Here is an 18,882-nt window from a genome sequence, read left to right as displayed (position 1 = left end):
TTATTCCCCGGGTTTCATAAGAAAAAATGAAGAAAGATGCCAGAAAACCAAATTTCTTCCAGTTTTCTGGCACCCTGATCAATTATACTGCAAACTGGCTATTATATAGCTGTGCATAAAATCCGTTCTGAGACAGAAGATTTTCATGGGTTCCCTGCTCAATGATATGACCATCCTTCATAACAAGAATCACATCAGCTTCCTTAATGGTAGACAGGCGGTGTGCGACGATAAAGCTGGTTCTGCCTTCCATCATTTTGGAAAATGCCTTTTGTATCTTGATTTCCGTTCTGGTATCAATGGAGGAAGTAGCTTCATCAAGAATCAGCATAGGAGGCAGACACAGCATGACTCTGGCAATGCAAAGAAGCTGCTTCTGACCCTGGGATAAGTTCCCTCCATCCTCTGAGATTACCGTATCATAGCCATTTGGCATACGCTCGATAAAACTGTGCGCATGAGCTTCTTTTGCTGCCAATACGACTTCTTCTTCTGTTGCATCCGGCTTTCCATATGCAATGTTCTCCCTGATGGTACCGGATTTCAGCCATGTCTCCTGTAACACCATGCCATAATTGGACCGCAGGCTCTCTCTTGTTATGTGCCGGATATCGGTTCCATCTACCTGTATGGAACCGGAATCAACGTCATAAAAGCGCATAAGCAGATTAATGACCGTACTTTTTCCGCATCCGGTAGGGCCTACGATTGCAACTCTCTGCCCCGGTTTCACCAAAAGATTCATATTCTCAATCAAGGAAACATTAGGATTATAGGAGAAATCCACATGTTCTAAATGTACCTCTCCTTTGGCTTCTGAAAGAATGAAAGCATCCGGTTCATCGGGAATCTGAGGTTCTTCATCAATCAGCTCAAATACTCTTGCCGCTGAAGCCAGCGCATTCTGAAGCTCTGTAACCACTCCCGAAATTTCATTAAACGGTTTGGTATACTGATTGGCATAATTCAAAAAGCTGGTCAGCTGTCCAACGGTCAAAAGACCGTTGATTGCGGCAAATGCACCTGCAATCCCTACACATGCATATACAAAACTGTTTACGAACCGGGTAGAAGGATTGGTAATGGAAGAAAAAAAGGTGGCTTTTAATCCCCAAACCCGAAGTTCTTCATTGATTATCTCAAACTTTTCCTGTGCTTCTTTTTCATGGCCAAAGGCCTGAACAACCTTTTGATTCCCAAGCATTTCTTCAATCAAAGAAGTCAGCTCTCCCCTTGTTCTTGACTGCATCTGAAACAAGCGGTAGGTCTTTTTTGCAATAAAGCTGGCGACAAACAGGGAAACAGGGGTTATCACCACAACCACTGCCGCAATTACCGGATTAATATAGAACATAAAGAACAAGGTTCCAAAAATAGTAAGAACTCCGGTAAAGAGCTGAGTAAATCCCATTAAAAGCCCATCAGAAAACTGGTCAATATCCGCGATGATCCTGCTTATAATATCTCCATGGGAATGAGAATCTACATATTTTAGCGGAAGAATTTCCAGTTTGTTAAATGCCTGCGTCCTTATGTCTTTTACTACCTTATACGTCATCCAGTTGTTGATATGGCTCATGAGCCACTGGGAAACTGCCGTTAAGAATACTACCAATCCCATCTGCTTTAATATGACCCACATACCTGCAAAATCAACATTGCCTTCACTCACAACACAGTCAATGGCACGGCCAATGAGGATTGGCACATAAAGGGTCAGCAATACGGTAATAAACGCACAGATTAAAGATGCCGTAACTGCTAATTTATACCGGCTGATGCAGCCAAGTACACGTTTGATGGTGGATTTGTGTTTATCAATAGCCATTTTACTGCACCTCCTTTTCTGATAACTGGGACAGACAAATTTCCCGGTACACTTCACAGGTCTGCAATAATTCTTTATGGTTTCCGCAGCCTGCCATCTTTCCATCATCAAGAACCACGATCTGATCCGCATTCTTTATGGTGGAAGCTCTTTGAGAAACGATAAATACGGTCATGTCTTTCGTGCCCTCTTTGATTGCCTTCCGAAGTCTTGCATCCGTCGCAAAATCCAATGCAGAGGCGCTGTCATCCATAATCAGTATCTGCGGCTCCTTGACCAGCGCTCTTGCAATGGTAAGTCTTTGTCTTTGACCCCCTGATAAGTTTTGGCCGCCTGCCTGTATGGTAAAATCAAGACCTTCTCCCTTTTCTTCCACAAACTCTTTTGCCTGCGCAATTTCAAGTGCCTTATAAATCTCTTCATCCGTGGCATCCTTTTTGCCCCACTGCATGTTTTCACGCAGAGTCCCCTTAAACAGTACGGATTTCTGGGGAACAATTCCCACCAGTTCCCGAAGCTGGCCCAGGGGATACTCTCTGACATCGATGCCGCCTACGTTTACAGAACCGTCTGTCACATCATAAAATCTTGGAATGAGATTCACCAACGTGGACTTACCGGAACCAGTACCTCCGATGATACCGATTGTCTCTCCTTTTTTCGCCTGAAAGGAAATATTGCTGAGTGCCGGGGCTTTTGCTCCCGCATAGTAAAAATTCATGCGGTCAAAGGCAACTTTCGGAGCATCAGGCACTTCTGTCACCTCTGTATGAACCGATTCCACGATCCCCGGTTCCCGGCTGAATACAGAATTGATCCGGTTTGCACAAGCCAGTGCTTTTGACATGGTAATGATTAAATTGGCCAGTTTTACGAGTTCTACCAGAATCTGAGACATGTAGTTTACCAAAGCAACGACCTGGCCCTGGCTGATGATTCCCTGATTCACTCTTCCTGCACCGGTATTTATCAAAACAATGATGGCAAGGTTAATGATTACATAAGTAAGAGGATTCATTAATGCTGATATTTTTCCGACGAATACCTGGAATCTGACAAAAAGACCGTTTTCCTCATCAAATTTCCGTATCTCATCCTCCTGGCGGTTAAAGGCACGGATGACACGGACACCCATCAGATTTTCTCTGGCAGTTAAAAGGACCTGATCCAGCTGCTTTTGAACTTTCCGGTACAAAGGCATGCTGATCATCATAATTCCGAATATAACTGCAGATAATATAGGGATAGTCACAACAAAAACCAGGGCCGCCCGAAAGTTGATGGTAAATGCCATGATCATCGCCCCGAATACAACGAACGGGGAACGCAAAAACAGGCGAAGGAACATGTTTACTCCGGACTGTACCTGATTGGCGTCACTGGTCATTCTGGTAATGAGTGTGGCCGTTCCAACGGTATCGATCTCCCGATAGGAAAGCCTGTTGATATGGGCAAATAAATCATTCCTCAAAGAGGTTCCAAAACCGGCCGCTGCTTTTGCCGCAAAATACTGTGCAGTTACAGAGCTTGCAAGTCCAATGATCCCAAGAAGAACCAGCAGACCTCCCATCTTTAGGATATAAGGATTATCCTGCGACTTGATGCCCACATCAATGACCTTGGCCATGACCAGCGGCACCATAAGTTCAAAGCTGGCTTCCAGAAGCTTAAACAACGGTCCCAGGACACTTTCCAGCTTATAATTTTTCAGATATTTCAGGAGTCCCTTCATTCTAAAATCCTCCGCTTTCGATATTAATAGTTTTTTGGAATATTACATTGTAATATTATATCATTCTGTTATAATATTACAAGTATAAATAACAAAACAATATGAAATAAAGGATGTGCCAAATGAATCCAATTAATTCAAAACAGCTATATTATTTTTTAACGATATCAGAAACCGGTAGTTTTACCGCTGCATCAAAAAAGCTCGGACTGTCACAGCCTCCCTTGAGCAAACAAATTATGCTTCTGGAAGAAGAACTGGGAGTCAAACTGTTAGAGAGAGGTTCCAGAAAGACAGAGCTGACGGAAGCCGGTGCATTTCTATATTCCCGGGCCAGGGATATCCTTTCCATGATGGAGGCCGTCAAAGAAGAACTGCATTATTTTCCTTCCTCTGCAAAAGGTATCTTAAAGCTTGGTACGATCTCTTCATCAGGAAATCTTATAAACCGTTTCATAAAGGCATTCTGCATGTCCCATCCCAATGTGCGGTTTGAAATTACAGAAGGCAATACTTATGAGCTTATGGAGAAAATGAAAAACGGGATCATTGAATGTGCCGTGATCCGCACCCCTTTTTATGAAAAAGGCTTTGAATGCGTCTATGGTCAGGAAGAACCGCTGATGGCGGTGGGGGACCCTTCCTTTTTTTCTGAAATACCCACTGATACAATCAAACTGACGGAGCTTTCCGGCAAGCCGCTGATCTATTACCGCCGTTTTGACGCCATCATATCCACTGCCTTTCAAAACATTGGCCTTGAACCTTATATCTTCTGCCGCAATGATGATGCAAGGACATGTCTGCAATGGGCAAAATCCGGTCTTGGAATCGCCCTGGTTCCAAAGTCCATCAGTGAGATGGAAAACAGCTCCGGACTGGTGTTCCGCAAGATCGATTCAGACGATACCGTTACACGGATTGCTGCCGTATATAAAAAGAACGGCTACGTATCAAATATCGCCAAGGAATTCGTATCTTGTTTTGCCAAAGAGTACGCTTCACTTAATCAAACAGACTCAACTGAGTGAACTGGTAATTCTTCTTATAAGAATGGATGATATCAGGCATACGGTATAAAATACCGTAACGCTCGCATTCTTTAGAAAATACATGCCATAGCTTTTTACTTTTGGGAGACGGGCACTGGTAACTGTTTTTGTAATGCTTCATATACTCCGACACCAGATCACGCTCCGGAAACTGCTCCCGCAGACGGTCAAAGTACCATTCCCTTTGATTGTTGCGCAGCGTTACACCAAAAGACGGATAGATAAAATCAGCGTCTACTTCATGGGCCGCCTTTATAATAGATAGAATGCTGTCTTCACTGTCCTCCAGAAAGGGAAGAACAGGCATCATTAGAATGCCTGCAAATATGCCTTTTTCTCTCAAAGTCTGGATAAGCTCAAGCCGTTGTGAGGGCAAAGACACACGAGGTTCAACCTTTTTGGCCAGACCGTCATCGGCTGTAGTCACCGTCACTTTACAGATAACCGGCGAATGTTCCTTTATCCCCAAAAGCACATCCAGATCCCGTTTCAGCAATGCACTTTTGGTTGCTATGGCTGCGCCAAAGCCAAAGGCATCGATTAATTCCAATGCATGTCTTGTAAGCTCCATTTCTTTTTCAAAAGGATTGTAGGGGTCGCTCATGGCACCGGTGCCAACAACGCCTGTTTTTACCTTACGTCTGAGATCGTCCCGAATGATTGGAAGCGCATCTTCTTTCACCCTTACGGTATCAAAACGGTCGATCCGATAGCAGTCGGAGCGGCTGTCGCAGTAAATACAGCCATGGCAGCACCCTCTGTAAATATTCATATTATAATCGATTCCAAACCAACTGCCGGGACTGTTTGTCTTTGTCACTATGTTTTTTGCAGGAATATATTCCACCGTCTCCTCCTTTTCAGATCGAAAAATCTCATTTTTTTGATTCAAAATTTATCCTTTGCAACGTCCTTGATATTTTTTTTGTCCTATGATAATATGCTTATAGCAGTAAGCCTGATTGCTCTGCCACACATACAATTGCAGAGTAAAATACGAAAAGGGAGACATTATGATTCAATTCTTATTGCGATGTAAACAGATCTATGATAAATATGGCAAGGATGAAATGACTGTTTACGCTGCCCAGGCCTCATTTTTTTCAATTATTGCAGCATTTCCTTTTATGATGGTCTTGCTTGCACTGGTTCAGTTTATTCCGCCTATTACAAAAGCCAATCTTTTACAGCTTGTGATTACGGTCGTACCCAATACCATGGAGATGAACAGCGTAATCGTAACTGTTATCGACAATCTTTATACCAACACTCCTGTAGCCGTTCTTTCCGTCAGTGCTGTGGCAGCCATCTGGTCTTCCTCCCGGGGAATGTTAAGCATTGAACGGGGATTAAACCGGGTCTTTGACCAGCCGAAAAAAAGAAGCTATCTGATGACCAGAATCATCTGCACCGGATATACTGTGGTTTTTATGATCATATGCATTTTGACACTTGTGCTTTTGGTATTGGGAGGCAGCTTACAGAATCTGCTGAACCGCCACTTTCCCCTTCTCGGTGAGATCACCCAATATGTAATTACCTTTCGGACCATGCTTATCTTCATATTAACCATCTGCTTTGCAGTTCTTTATACGTATGTGCCCATTAAAAAGCAGCAGTTCTTAAAGCAGTTTCCGGGTGCTGTTTTTTCCACCGTTGGCTGGATTTCTTTCTCCTTTATATTTTCCATCTATTTTAATAATTTCGGAAATTATTCGGTAATGTACGGCAGCCTTACTGCCATTGTGCTGTTGATGCTCTGGCTCTATACCTGTATCTGCATCCTGTTCTTCGGAGCTGAGATCAATTACTTCTATGCGAAATATCACAAAGGACAAAAGCGCTCATAACAAGGCCCCAGAAGTGAAGTTCCATTTGCTTCTGGGGTCTTATTATAATCATATTTTCTGGTTCACTTACGGCAATTCATACAGCTTGCGGTATTTCTCCTTTAAGTACTGAATGAAATAATCAGGGTTAAAGTCCTCTCCAGTCACATCCTTTAATATCTCACGGCTGGTTTTCATTTTTCCGAACTTGTGCACATGCTCCCGTAAATACTCCCGGATCACGCTGATCTTTCCTGTCCGCAAAAGTCCGTCAAAATCCATTTCCTTTTTCATGTGATAATACAGCTGTGCTCCAAAGGCATTCCCCAAGGCATAGGATGGAAAATAACCAAAAGAGCTCTGGGACCAGTGAATGTCCTGAAGAATCCCTTCGGAAAACTTTTCGGGGCGGACACCCAGATATTCTTCGTATTTGTCTGCCCAGATGCCGGGAAGTTCTTTTAAATCAATGTCTTCCTCTATGATCATCTTTTCTATCTCATACCGGATCATGATATGAAGGCTGTAAGTAAGCTCATCTGCTTCCGTTCGAATCAGGTTCGGCTCCACCTTGTTGATCGCTTCTACAAAGGTTTTCAATGGTATGTCTTTTAACCGGTCCGGATAAAGCTCTGTCAATTTTCCATATATCGGTTCCCAGAACGCTTCATTTCTTCCAATGATGTTCTCAAAGAAGCGGGACTGGGATTCATGCATACCCATGGAGGTTCCCTGTCCTACCGGCGTCTGAGTGATCTCATCGCTGATGCCGAGTTCGTAAAGACCATGTCCTGCTTCGTGGATAACAGAGAACATGGAACTGTCCATCTTATCATGGTAGCTGGTAGTGATCCTCACGTCATGGTTATGGAGATTGGTGGTAAAAGGATGGGCACTTACCGATAGAACACCTTTTTTAAAGTCAAATCCCACATATTCTGCAAGGAATTGTGCCATCTTCCTCTGCTTTTCTACCGGATAACCGCCAGTCAGGAAAGAATCATCAATGGTCTTTTTGCTCTCCATGATTTCCTTTAACAAGGGAACGATCTCCTTCTTCAACTGGCCGAAAAATTCATCAAGAAGTTCCTCATTAAAATCTTTCTCAAACTCGTTCAGCATGGTATCGTAGAGTTTCTGGCCTTCTTTTTTACGATAAGAAGCAAATTTCTTTCTAAAACTGATAACTTTCTCAAGAGTCGGTGCAAAGGAATCAAAATCTTCGTCTTTCTTAGCTTTCGACCAGACCTTTGCGGCCTCTGCCACCAACTGGGCATTTTCTCTATATTCTTTCACCGGAATACAGATCAGTTCTTCCCTGGCCTCCCTGGCGGCTTTCACCACAGCCCGCTCCACCTTTTGAAGACTTTCCTCTTTCTCACAGGCTTCGATTGCTTTCCCCATCTCATCTCCTGTTATATTCCTGTAATACTCTTCGGAAAGCGCACCGATCACTTTTGCCGTATAAGAACCGGCCTCTTCCGGTGCAAGGGTTTCGTTGTCCCACTCAAAAAGGACAAGAGATGTCTGTAATGCCATTGTTCTTTCCAATAACGAGGTCAATGCTTCATAAGTTTTATTCATATTCAGTCTCTCCTTTATTAAAATAAGGCGTATCCTTTATGAGTGTCTCCAAAGGGTATGAAAAAATACTTTTCTTTGCATCACATTCCTGTTCCAAATATGGAAGCCTCCTTAATATCAAGCTTTAAAAGCCATTCCCGGACCTTTTCCTCCTGATAGGATTCAGCAGTAAATGCGGAAAGTTCCAGGTCAATCGGAATATCCATCTTCATGGTTGCAAGTTCCTTGGATATCATGGCGGCTTTTTCTCCGCAAAGCTCTTCCTCACTGGTTTTTGTCAGTGCTTTATATGGAGAACGGGAAATCCCCAGTTCAATTTTCCAAAAATCCTGTAATTCTTTTAAACGTTTTTTATCTTCTTCCGCTTCATGTATGGCACGGTAAATCTCTTCCACGGTACCATATTCGCGAAGCAGCAAAGGAGCAGCACTGCTCACGCCTTTTACACCGGGAATATTATCTGAGGCATCGCCCTGAATCGCCTTTAGGTCTGCAATCTGTTCCGGCCTTACTCCTTCTTCATAAAACACGGTATCCGATGTATATTCAAATACCTTTTCAGGCAAATTGACTTCTTGTTTTGTAATTCCGTAGAAAGAATAGTATTTCTTATACAGCTCATCCGCTTTTTCCTGTCGGGACTGGACCATCCATGCACGAACATTGAATTCATCATTCACCAGCTGGAGGTAATCGTGGTCCTTTGTCATAAGAATCATGGGAATCTCCTTCCGAAACTTCATAACAAGGCTCCCCGCATAGTCATCGGCTTCATACCGGTCGCTGTAAAGCACCTGAAAACCAACTTCTTCCAGAATCTGTTCCATAAGTACAAACTGGCTTTTTAAGGGTTCCGGGGTCACACCCCTTGTTCCTTTATAATCGGCATATAATTCTCTGCGGAAGGTGTCCCTGGTTTTATCAAAAACAAAAGCCACATGATCCGGCTGCTGCTTTTTCATCAGAGAAACCACCATCTTTAGCATACCGAATATGGCATTGGTATAAGTTCCATCCTTTGCGTGAAGGATCTTATCATAATGCCTTTGCTTTTCCTCTTCTGTCTTGGCGAACATAATTTCTCTGGGCAAAACCGCATAATAGCATGTCGACAGCATAGAAGATCCGTCAACTACTACAAATTTTCTTTCTGACATGTAATTCTCCATTCTTCCCCTGACCCGTTATGGAATCAAGTGAAATAATTCAGCAATTCTGTTTCATTTTTAGCCCCTAAGCGCTTCATAATCTCCCGGCGCTCCTGAGCGGATAATCCCTTCCAAAGCTTTTGAACCCGCGGATCTGAAAATCCAATATACGCAATTCCATTCCTATCACATTCATAGGATGATAAGTAGTGGTTAAGTGCACTCCATTCCACGTAAAATGTATTGATACTGCGGCTCAATGAGCTTACCTTTGCCATGTTCATTCCTCCTGGACACAACGGTTATTTCACCTTTTCATGATTCCAAATCTGAACTTCCCCTTGATACCCTTTAAAAACTCTCTCCAGAATATCTTTCACAATCTCCCAATCGCCTCCGGCATTGCCGCAGCCTATTTTATAAGGAAATGCGATCTTTTCCTGCTTATTCCTGACATCTACAAAATCCCGTATCTCCTGAACGGCTTTTTCCAAAGCCTTATAATCGGTATAGAGACCGTTTTTTCCATAATTATCCTGACCGTATAAGTTGGCAATTAAAAACCACCGGTCATCCTTCTTTACCGGCTGGGCAGAAACCCTTCCAAGCAATTCAGAGGTCTTTCCACCGGCCTGATCCTGCCATTGTTTTGTTAATATCTTATAAGTCTTTTCTACTTCGGGGAACATTTTCTTAATTTGACCGTTAAGTCCCCGTTCAAAGACGCCCTGGCAATTCACCTGATGGCATATGATATCTGCATCAGAAGAAAAGATATCGCCGTCATAGTACTTTATCATTTTTTTCCCTCCAAATAAATCAAATCCGATATCCAGTATCATTATACCCTGATTTTCCAGTTATTCATAGTCTTATCATAAAGTTTTAAAACATATTTTTCCTCAAAAGCCGTTGAACTATATTAAAATAAGTTCTATAATATCAAGTAAAATACGAAGGAAAAAGGTAAGGTATCAATAAAAATGGAAAACGAAATCAAATGTCCATACATAATATTCAAACTCAATAATTCCCTTTACTGCATCAACAGCAAACACGTATCGACCATTGTGCAGATTCCGGAATACAGCACCATCCCAGCCGCCCCTGCCAATGTGACAGGCATGTTCAAATACCGGGACCAGGTCATTCAGATGCTGGATCTGCGTATTACTTTCGGGCTGAAATCCATTGCCAGCGAATGCAGTGATTTTGAAGCGATGATTGACGCCAGAAAGCAGGATCACATAAACTGGGTAAAAGAATTGGAACGCTATATAACAGAAGGTGGAACCTTTTCCCTGGCAAAGGATTCTCACCAGTGTGCCCTTGGAAAGTGGTACGACAGATACACCACCGACAACCAGGCGGTAAGTTCTCATCTTCGTAAAATGGAAGAACCTCATGAAAAGCTGCATCAGTCTGCCGCTTTAGCAGAATACTGTATGAGGAATAAGGACGATGAGGAACAACAGGCACGTTTATCAGAGATTTTAAGACTGGCAAAGGAAGAATATATGCCCACCATCTTAACCCTTCTGGACCAGACGAAAGAAATATTCCGTTCCTCAATCTTTAAGGAAATGGTTCTTATCTTAGATGGTCTTACCTGGGGAATTGTGGTTGACGAAATCGTTTCGGTAGAAGATCTTGAAGTGATTGCCGAACGCCAGCAGGAACCTATAGTCAACCGTTCTTCCTTTATTGGCAATGTCATGGAAAGCAGCCGGCAGGAGAGTCTTATTTTTGAATTGGATATACAGAATCTTATAATGAAATTAGCAGAGCTTGAGTCTGCCTTTTAACTTGCAGATTAACTCTTTTTGCAGGCAAGAGCCGGAAAAGTGATATATCACTTTTCCGGCTCTTGCTGTTATCCGTTCAGAAATACTTCTTATTACCCCAAAGGTTGCTCTTCTTTAAATCCAGATATTCATTATATGCTTTTTCTAAAATCTGTTTTTCATTGGAAAATTTAAGAAGATGATACGCTTCATGGAACTTGTAATATCCTGAATCAATAAAATATTCTTCCCGCTGTGGTTTACTGTAATAGCTGTCGGCCATCATTAGATACCAGTGTACATCCTTTTCCACCATATCCTGGGGCGTGTTAAAAGAGTACTGGCTCTTGCCGATGTACTTGATAATGGACGCACTGACCCCTGTTTCTTCCTTTACTTCCCGGAGCGCCGTCTCTTTATACTCTTCACCCGCTTCTACTGTTCCCTTCGGCAAAACCCAACCTTCATATTTGTTCTTGTAATTCTTATACAAAACCAGAATTTTACCTCGAAAAATAACCACACCGCCACAACTCGTTGCTTCTATCATTGCAATTCCTCCAGAGTGAACCGGACATCTCTTGAAAATTCCGATTTTGGTGTGTCTCATAGACTGGCTATAGTATACCTCTTTTTAGCCTTATATGCAAGTCTGTAATCACGGAAAGCAATATCATATCTTTCATCATCTGGAAAAGTATAAATCAAAAAGTGCTCTGGCTATGGGAGCTGCGGTCTGTCCGCCGGACCCTCCCTCCTCTACAATCACGCTGACAACCACCCTTGGATGCTCGGCAGGTGCAAATCCGATAAACCATGCATGGGTATCTTTTCCCGTTTCAAACTCTGCAGAACCGGTTTTTCCTGCCACCGTATAGGCATCTGTCCGAAGGGCAGAGCCAGTGCCATCTGTAACCACCGATCTCATAAATTCCGTCAATGCCGAGGACTCCTCTGCGGTCATTAAATTCCCGTAGGACTGGGGCATGAATTTTTTGATCATATCTCCGCCCGCATTTTCCACATGATCGATGAGATACGGTTTCATAAGCGTACCGCCGTTTGCGATGGCCGCTGTCATCATGGCATTATGAATGGGGGTAATCTGGGTTTGTCCCTGTCCGATGGAGGTTTGCAGTATCTGCCACGTATCTGCACCTGCACTCATGGAATAGGAGCTTTTATTGTAAGCGACCGGAAGTGCCAGATCTGAATTAAACAGAAGCTGGTTCGCCGTATTTTTTAAACCGTTTAAATCCAGAGAAAGTCCCAGATTTGCAAATGCTCCGTTGCAGGAATTTGCAAATGCCTGCTGGAAATCCTGATGTCCATGGGCCGTTTCATGATAGCATTTGATAGCATACTCCCCATTTTTATAGATTCCATTACAGTCAAAGGTATAATTTCTGTAACCTGCTGGATTTTCTCTCATATATTCCAAAGCCGTTACCACCTTAAAGGTGGAGCCGGGAGGATACAGCCCCTGTGTGGCCCGGTTTAAAAGCTGGCCAGATGTATTTTCTTCTGCCACCAGATGCTCCCAGTCGGCAGGCAGGGTGTTGGGGTTATAATCCGGTTTTGATACCATGGCCAGGATCTTCCCGGTGTCCGGTTCCATAACCACAACAGCCCCATTCCTGCCCCCCAAAGCGTCATAGGCTTTTTTCTGCATATCCACATCAAGGGTAGACACCACATTATCTCCCTGATTCTTTATGGAAGACAGTTCATTTACCACCTGTTCTATGATGTTTACATGGCTGGTAAGCAGATAAAAATTAGAAACTGCTTCCAGGCCGGTTTTTCCATTGGAAGAATATCCTACTACATGGGCAAACAAAGAATCAAAGGGGTAGACCCTGGTTTCATTTCCTTCCCCGTCCACCTCGGTACGTGCAAGAACCCTTCCGTCATTGCTTCTTATCTCTCCCCGCACCACACGGTCTGCAAAGCTGTCCAGCCTTGCATTATAGGAATTGTTGATCACGGTATCACTTTTTACGAATAAAAAATAGCAGTAATAAGCCGTCAGTCCTGCAAATAAAAGCACGACTCCATAGGTGAGTATCAGCATATGGCGGTTTGCTTTTGGATTTGAATTAGTCTTCATATTCCTCTTCTTCCTCTTCATTGCGCTTTAAAACATACAGCCCCTGGATGATTCCGAAAATAATAAATGTACTTAAAATTGAGCTTCCGCCGTAGCTTACAAACGGAAGTGTCACACCGGTGGAGGGAATAAATTTGGTCACACCGCCTACGGTTAAAAACACCTGGATAATGTAAATGGTTCCAAGGCCAAATGCGATCAGCTTATAAAACACTGCCTGCATCCGGCCGGCAATCATCATGAACTGCAAAAAACATCCAAGACAGATAAACAGGATACATAATGCAAAGACCCCGCCCAGTTCTTCAGAAACGGCAGAAAAAATAAAGTCCTTTTCCACCACCGGAATCTTTCTTGGAAGGCCCCGGTAAAGTCCCATACCAAACCATCCTCCGGTGCCTATGGCAAATAAGGACTGGGTAATCTGATACCCTTTACCGGCAATATCAGACCATGGATTCAGCCAGGCCAAAATACGGGTCCTTACATGGGCAAAGATCTGATAGGCAAGTAAAGAAGCCAAAACACCTCCGCCTGCCCCAGCCAGAAGATACAGCCACTTCCCCGTCGCAACAAACAGCATAAAAACATAGGTCACAAAGAATATAAGAGCACTTCCCAAATCTTTCGACAGCACAAGGATCAGAACATGAAGGGATGCAATTCCGGTAACGAGAAGTACGGTCTTTAAGCTGGTAGAGCGGTAAAACATGGTAGCGACAAAAAATACATAACTGATTTTTACAAACTCTGACGGCTGAAAGGAGAATTCGCCCAGTCCAAGAGAAAGCTGGGCACCATAACTGCTGGTTCCTGCCAAGCATACGATACCAAGAAGCAAAAGTCCCCCGATGCCGTAGAACCACGGGATTTTGCTTAACTGCCAGACACGGTCAATAATGAAAGGAATCACCCAGGTGACCAGAGCCGCCGCCACGACGATGACAAACTGCTTCATGGCACGGTCAAAGGAAAGTCTGGTCAGCATAATAAAGCCTACCGTCAAGAGCATGCACATATTATTGACCAGAAGTCTGGATGCATTCCGGTAAAACAACCGGTACAGGCACAGATATAGAAAGAAGAACAAAACCTGCGCCAGATAAAATACCAGCACCCGTTCATCTTCCGTCTCAAACCATATAATGAGATAAGCCAGAAGATGAATCAGGAACATGGCAAAATTCTGGCGTCTGCAGATTTTATTTTTTCTGAATTCATCCTGTATGGAAAATACACGAAAATTAAAATATGTGTATAAAGCGATCAACAGTATCATCAGATATCTGGATACGTCAATTATCAGATTAATCATATGCCACCTACTCTACACCGCGTTTAAAATGACCTCTTGTAAACTCATCAAACGGCAGTTTTGCTCTCTGCCCCTGATAAAACTCCTCTGAAAAATATCTTATTACTGCTTCTGTCTGCCCTTGATCCTCAGTGGTAAACTGAAGCCGCAGGGAAGACGGTGCTAAAGCCTTTACCGCATCATCAAAACCATGAAGAGATACCGGAGCAGAATTATAAATGGAATTATAACAAAATCTGCAGTGGTTTTTTACAGGAAACTCTTTGCCCATACGGTCTTTGAGCATAAGTACCGCAGGACTTTTATCACACTGTTCGGTTCCCTGATGGATACACTGTGCAGTTACCATCATAGGCAGTCTGCCATATATCAAAAGCTCCCCCGGAACGCTTAGTTTTCCCAGTTCTCTGCTGTTTAATTCCACCGGCCAGGTAAGCTCATCCGCTCCCAGCTTTAACAGCAGCTTCTGGGACCAGCGGTTCATTCCATATACGCCGAAATCAAATACCAGATCTCCTTTGATTCCCTTTTGCTTTAGATACCCGACTTCCTCCAGAGAACGGATCAAAAAGCCGTCAAACCCGGCTTCTTCAAGTTCTTTTTTGTATCTGTCAAAGAACTGCTCTGCCTGTTCACGGAAAATGTGAGGCATGGTAAGCATACATTCCTTGCCATTCCTGCGGCATAGGTCTGCATAAGTGCTCCACCGGCCCGGTTCAAATTCCGCAGCATCGATATAAATGCGGCCTACCTGATTGCTTTCTGCCGCTGCCTCCAGACAATCCGGCCGCTCCAGAGAAACCGTCAGCTTTGGAACTTCAAGTGACTTTTTCTTCACAAAAGCTGGACTTTCTTCTGCTTTAAGAATACTTTGTCCATATTCTCTCCGGTAATCCTTTAAAACAGCCTGCTCAAGTTCTTCCAGCCCCCGGCGGCGAAGCTCATTCAAAGACTGGACCGGAAGGAATACATTTCCATTCAGCTGTATCTCAAGACGTTCAAAATAAAAAGGAGTATTCCCGGTCTTTTCAAGCTGCTTTTTCACTTTTTCTTCTGTCATCGGCTGGTTTTGAGCTGTCTGTACCAGGTCCCCTGTGATCGTAACCTCATGTCCGCAGGCTTCTAACCGCAGACAGGCCCTCTGGCCTTCTTCCAGGAAAGCATGACCTCTGACCGGTTCTTTTATCTCTTTTTCCACATAATTCTTATCCAAATAATCAAATAAGGCCTGATTCCCTTCCCGAAAAGAAGGTTTTTCCTTCCAGACCACCATATCCCGTCCGTTATGGCGCTTATAATACCCGTCGGTCTGACCTCCCCGGTCAAATAAATCCAGCAAAGTCTTCCGGTCCTCTTCCATGACCTGATATCCTTCTCTTCCCTGGCTAAGGTAGAGGTCCGCATATTTACGGTAAATGCTTACCACTCCGGCCGTATATCTGGGACTTTTCATTCTTCCTTCGATCTTCATGGAATAGACACCTGCCTCAATCATATCCGGAATCAGATCCAGGGTGCTTAAATCCTTAAGGCTCAGGCAATAACGGTCCTCTTTTTTCCCAAGCGTCTTTCCGTTCTTCTTAACCTCAAAAGGAAGACGGCAGGTTTGGGCACACCTCCCCCGGTTTCCGCTCCTCCCGCCGATCAGACTGCTGAAAAGACACTGCCCGGAATAACAGTAACATAATGCGCCGTGTACAAAGCTTTCGATCTCCACATCGACCTGGTCACGAATCTTTTCAATATCCTTTAAGGACAATTCTCTGGCCGTCACTACCCGCTCGGCTCCCAGATCCTTTAACATAGCAGCACCATAGGCGCCTGTAATGGTCATTTGAGTACTCGCATGGATGGGAAGTGCGGGAAATTTTTCTTTTATATAGGAAAGAACGCCCATATCCTGAACAATCGCCGCATCAAGCCCCTGTTTGTAATAAGGAAGAAGATAATCAAAAAGTTCCTCCATCTCCTGTTCCTTCATCAGCGTATTGACCGTAAGATACAGCTTCCGTCCATGCAGATGCACATAATCTATGGCTTCCAGAAGCTTGTCCTCTTCCGGGTTTTGTGCAAATGCTCTGGCACCGAATCTGCTGCCTCCCATATAGACGGCATCAGCTCCCGCCGCAACCGCTGCCTTCATGCTTTCCAATGATCCTGCCGGAGCAAGAATTTCTACCGCTTTCTTCACATATGCCTCCTGAATCCCTCTATTGATGAAAGAGAGGATGCCATGGCTCTGCCATAGAACATCCCCTCCTGTTTATTCCTTTTTTTCACTGTCCGCCAGCTTCTTTGCTTCTTCCAGTTCCGCTTTGACGGCCTCAAGCTTCATCTGAGTCGCCACCAGCTCATGCTTTAAGCTGTACGTCTCTTTCTCCATCTCCGCCTTCTGCTGCTCCAATCTTGCAATCTGCTCTCTGGCTTTGAAATAATCATCCGCCATATTCAGCTCTATCATAACATTCTGGTACTCCGCACTCTGCTTTGTGAACCCTTCCTGACGCTTTAATGTCAGAACCATCTCATTGATATAACTGGCCAGACGCTGAATGTATCCTTCTTCTTCACTTCCAGCTAATGTATAAATCTTGCCATCGATTAAAACTTCAGTATTGTGTTTGGAATCCATGTTATTCTCTCCTGTTATCATTTGCTCTTTCTTTACTATATCACACTTTATAGCGTTAGGAAAGTTCTAAAATTCAGGCTCGTCACGGTTCCATGGCAATCCCAAGATGATGATAGGCCCGTTCGGTAGCAACACGTCCCCGGGAGGTGCGGTTTATAAATCCGTTCATCAGCAGATAGGGCTCATAAACATCTTCTAAGGTTCCGGCATCCTCGCCCAAAGCCGCGGCCAGGGTATCCAGGCCAACCGGCCCGCCGGAAAATTTCTCGATCATTGTGGTCAAAATGGCCCGGTCATTGTAATCAAGACCAAACTTATCCACATCAAGGATATCCAGTGCAAAATCTGCCACTTCTCTGGTAATAATACCATCGTATTTTACCTGGGCAAAATCACGTACTCTCTTTAACAGACGGTTTGCAAGTCTGGGGGTTCCTCTGGACCGTTTGGCGATCTCTGCTGCGCCGTCTTCTTCGATCTCCACATGAAGGACCTTTGCGGATCGGCATACAATGACCTTAAGTTCCTCCGGAGTATAAAATTCCAGCTTCTGTACCACTCCGAAACGGTCCCTCAACGGAGCCGTCAAAAGCCCGGCCCTTGTAGTCGCTCCTACCAAAGTAAACCTGGGCAGATCCAGTCTTATGGATCTTGCTGCAGAATCCTTCCCCAGCATAATATCAATGGCAAAATCCTCCATAGCCGGATACAGGACTTCCTCCACCTGCCGGTTCAGACGGTGGATCTCATCCACGAACAGCACATCGCCTTCCTCCAGATTATTTAAAATCGCCGCGATCTCACCAGGCTTTTCTATTGCCGGTCCTGATGTTATCTTTATATTAACTCCCATCTCATTGGCGATAATCCCGGAAAGAGTTGTCTTGCCAAGACCCGGAGGCCCGTAAAAAAGCACATGGTCAAGGGATTCTCCTCTGGCTTTGGCGGCTTCAATATACACTTTTAAATTGGTACGGATCTTTTCCTGACCAATGTATTCCTGCAGACACAAAGGCCGTAAACCAGGCTCAATCTGCTTATCTTCTTCCGTTACCTCTGTGGTTATTATTCTTCGTTCCATCTTTGCCTTTACCCGTTATCTCTATAAAAATGCCAAATGTTTTAAGGATGCCTTCAGCACATCTTCCGCTGTCATGGATTCTGTCACTTCCACTTTCTTAACGGCACGTCCGGCCTCCACAGAAGAATATCCGAGAGCTGTCAGAGCCTCAATGGCTTCTCCTGCCACTCCGCCTGTTATGGACCCGGTGCTTTCTTCCTCTGTAAGCACAGGCAGCAAAAACTCTTTAAGATCGATCTTGTCCTTTAAATCCAGAATGATCCTCTGGGCTGTTTTTGCACCTACGCCGGGTGCCTTTGAAATGGCTTTTGCGTCTCCGGAAACAATGGCTCTCCTTAAATCATCAGGAGACAGGGCAGACAACACGCCAAGGGCTCCTTTGGGACCAATTCCATTCACACTGATCAGCTGCTTAAATATCTGCAGGTCCTGGCGGTTTAAGAACCCATAGAGACACATGGCATCCTCTCTTACCTGAAAATATGTATAAAGTTTTGCTTCCCTGCCGACTCCCGGCAGCTTCTGAAGCACTGACACAGGTACGTGTATTTCGTAGCCTATATTTCCACACTCGATTACAACCGTGTCCTCGAAGATTTCGGCCACCGGCCCTTTAACAAAAGAAATCAAATCCGTCCGTCTCCTTTTGGCTCTCTCTGGTATTCATATTCAATGCTTTTATCATAGCATACTGCCTGTTGTTATGCAAGCAGATAGTCGAACAAATATTCTGTTTTCGTTGACGAAAGGACCTGCTTCCGCTATAATATTTGTGAAAGAAAGGACG

17 protein-coding genes are annotated in these 18,882 nt (G+C 44.1%); 3 read left to right on the top strand and 14 right to left on the bottom strand.

The window, feature by feature from the left end:
- Positions 1–82 precede the first annotated feature (82 nt).
- Together ACLTWA_RS00345 and ACLTWA_RS00340 are read right to left on the bottom strand one after the other, a co-directional pair.
- Complete coding sequence (locus ACLTWA_RS00345; protein ID WP_412325574.1) at positions 83–1,828, bottom strand: ABC transporter ATP-binding protein; 1,746 nt, start codon at positions 1,826–1,828, stop codon at positions 83–85.
- Between the two features lies 1 nt (position 1,829).
- Positions 1,830–3,560 (bottom strand): ABC transporter ATP-binding protein, encoded by a 1,731-nt coding sequence (locus ACLTWA_RS00340; protein ID WP_412325573.1) that lies wholly within the window; start codon positions 3,558–3,560, stop codon positions 1,830–1,832.
- 122 nt (positions 3,561–3,682) lie between these two features.
- Between ACLTWA_RS00340 and ACLTWA_RS00335 the strand changes: the two genes are divergently transcribed.
- On the top strand, positions 3,683–4,591 hold the full coding sequence (locus ACLTWA_RS00335) for a LysR family transcriptional regulator (protein WP_412325572.1): 909 nt from the start codon (positions 3,683–3,685) through the stop codon (positions 4,589–4,591).
- Here ACLTWA_RS00335 and ACLTWA_RS00330 read toward each other — a convergent pair.
- On the bottom strand, positions 4,566–5,459 hold the full coding sequence (locus tag ACLTWA_RS00330) for an SPL family radical SAM protein (RefSeq protein ID WP_412325571.1): 894 nt from the start codon (positions 5,457–5,459) through the stop codon (positions 4,566–4,568). The genes ACLTWA_RS00335 and ACLTWA_RS00330 overlap by 26 nt on opposite strands.
- Before the next feature lie 166 nt (positions 5,460–5,625).
- Here ACLTWA_RS00330 and ACLTWA_RS00325 point away from each other — a divergent pair, with 166 nt between their 5' ends.
- Positions 5,626–6,462: a YihY/virulence factor BrkB family protein gene (locus tag ACLTWA_RS00325; RefSeq protein WP_412325570.1), complete on the top strand. Its 837-nt coding sequence runs from the start codon at positions 5,626–5,628 to the stop codon at positions 6,460–6,462.
- Positions 6,463–6,528: 66 nt separating this feature from the next.
- On the opposite strand, the gene ACLTWA_RS00320 is transcribed toward ACLTWA_RS00325, so the two are convergent.
- From ACLTWA_RS00320 to ACLTWA_RS00305, 4 genes are all read right to left on the bottom strand, one after another.
- Positions 6,529–8,025, bottom strand: coding sequence for a carboxypeptidase M32 (locus ACLTWA_RS00320; RefSeq protein WP_412325569.1), 1,497 nt, complete (start codon positions 8,023–8,025; stop codon positions 6,529–6,531).
- An 80-nt stretch (positions 8,026–8,105) separates the two neighbouring features.
- A complete protein-coding gene (locus ACLTWA_RS00315; protein WP_412325568.1) occupies positions 8,106–9,182 on the bottom strand; it encodes a 5'-3' exonuclease in 1,077 nt (358 codons plus the stop codon).
- Between the two features lie 35 nt (positions 9,183–9,217).
- The gene (locus ACLTWA_RS00310) at positions 9,218–9,451 is read right to left on the bottom strand and encodes a hypothetical protein (RefSeq protein WP_412325567.1); all 234 of its coding nucleotides are present in this window, start codon (positions 9,449–9,451) and stop codon (positions 9,218–9,220) included.
- A gap of 24 nt (positions 9,452–9,475) precedes the next feature.
- The gene (locus ACLTWA_RS00305) at positions 9,476–9,973 is read right to left on the bottom strand and encodes an appr-1-p processing (protein WP_412325566.1); all 498 of its coding nucleotides are present in this window, start codon (positions 9,971–9,973) and stop codon (positions 9,476–9,478) included.
- Between the two features lie 183 nt (positions 9,974–10,156).
- Between ACLTWA_RS00305 and ACLTWA_RS00300 the strand changes: the two genes are divergently transcribed.
- Positions 10,157–10,978, top strand: coding sequence for a CZB domain-containing protein (locus ACLTWA_RS00300; RefSeq protein WP_412325565.1), 822 nt, complete (start codon positions 10,157–10,159; stop codon positions 10,976–10,978).
- Positions 10,979–11,054: 76 nt separating this feature from the next.
- Here the strand turns inward: ACLTWA_RS00300 and ACLTWA_RS00295 are convergent, their stop codons facing one another.
- The 7 genes from ACLTWA_RS00295 to ruvA all read right to left on the bottom strand — a co-directional run bounded on the left by ACLTWA_RS00295 (position 11,055) and on the right by ruvA (position 18,725).
- On the bottom strand, positions 11,055–11,507 hold the full coding sequence (locus ACLTWA_RS00295) for an NUDIX hydrolase (protein ID WP_002603763.1): 453 nt from the start codon (positions 11,505–11,507) through the stop codon (positions 11,055–11,057).
- Between the two features lie 135 nt (positions 11,508–11,642).
- The gene (locus ACLTWA_RS00290) at positions 11,643–13,067 is read right to left on the bottom strand and encodes a peptidoglycan D,D-transpeptidase FtsI family protein (RefSeq protein ID WP_412325564.1); all 1,425 of its coding nucleotides are present in this window, start codon (positions 13,065–13,067) and stop codon (positions 11,643–11,645) included.
- Positions 13,057–14,382 (bottom strand): FtsW/RodA/SpoVE family cell cycle protein, encoded by a 1,326-nt coding sequence (locus tag ACLTWA_RS00285; protein WP_412325563.1) that lies wholly within the window; start codon positions 14,380–14,382, stop codon positions 13,057–13,059. Before ACLTWA_RS00285 ends, ACLTWA_RS00290 begins: the two co-directional genes overlap by 11 nt.
- Before the next feature lie 7 nt (positions 14,383–14,389).
- Positions 14,390–16,525 carry a DUF3656 domain-containing U32 family peptidase gene (locus ACLTWA_RS00280; RefSeq protein WP_412327141.1) on the bottom strand — a complete coding sequence of 712 codons (2,136 nt, stop codon included), beginning with the start codon at positions 16,523–16,525 and terminating at the stop codon, positions 14,390–14,392.
- A 120-nt stretch (positions 16,526–16,645) separates the two neighbouring features.
- Positions 16,646–17,014: a cell division protein ZapA gene (locus ACLTWA_RS00275; RefSeq protein WP_412325562.1), complete on the bottom strand. Its 369-nt coding sequence runs from the start codon at positions 17,012–17,014 to the stop codon at positions 16,646–16,648.
- A gap of 82 nt (positions 17,015–17,096) precedes the next feature.
- The gene (gene ruvB / locus ACLTWA_RS00270; RefSeq protein ID WP_412325561.1) at positions 17,097–18,095 is read right to left on the bottom strand and encodes a Holliday junction branch migration DNA helicase RuvB; all 999 of its coding nucleotides are present in this window, start codon (positions 18,093–18,095) and stop codon (positions 17,097–17,099) included.
- 21 nt (positions 18,096–18,116) lie between these two features.
- Entirely contained in the window at positions 18,117–18,725 is a 609-nt protein-coding gene (gene ruvA / locus ACLTWA_RS00265) for a Holliday junction branch migration protein RuvA (RefSeq protein ID WP_412325560.1), read from the bottom strand.
- Between the last annotated feature and the right edge of the window lie 157 nt (positions 18,726–18,882).

The organism is Lacrimispora sp., from assembly GCF_046972725.1.
In the GTDB taxonomy this organism is placed as follows: Bacteria; Bacillota; Clostridia; order Lachnospirales; family Lachnospiraceae; genus Lacrimispora.
The sequence above is the reverse complement of the archived record's forward strand: the minus strand, read 5'-3'. Positions and strand labels throughout refer to the sequence as shown.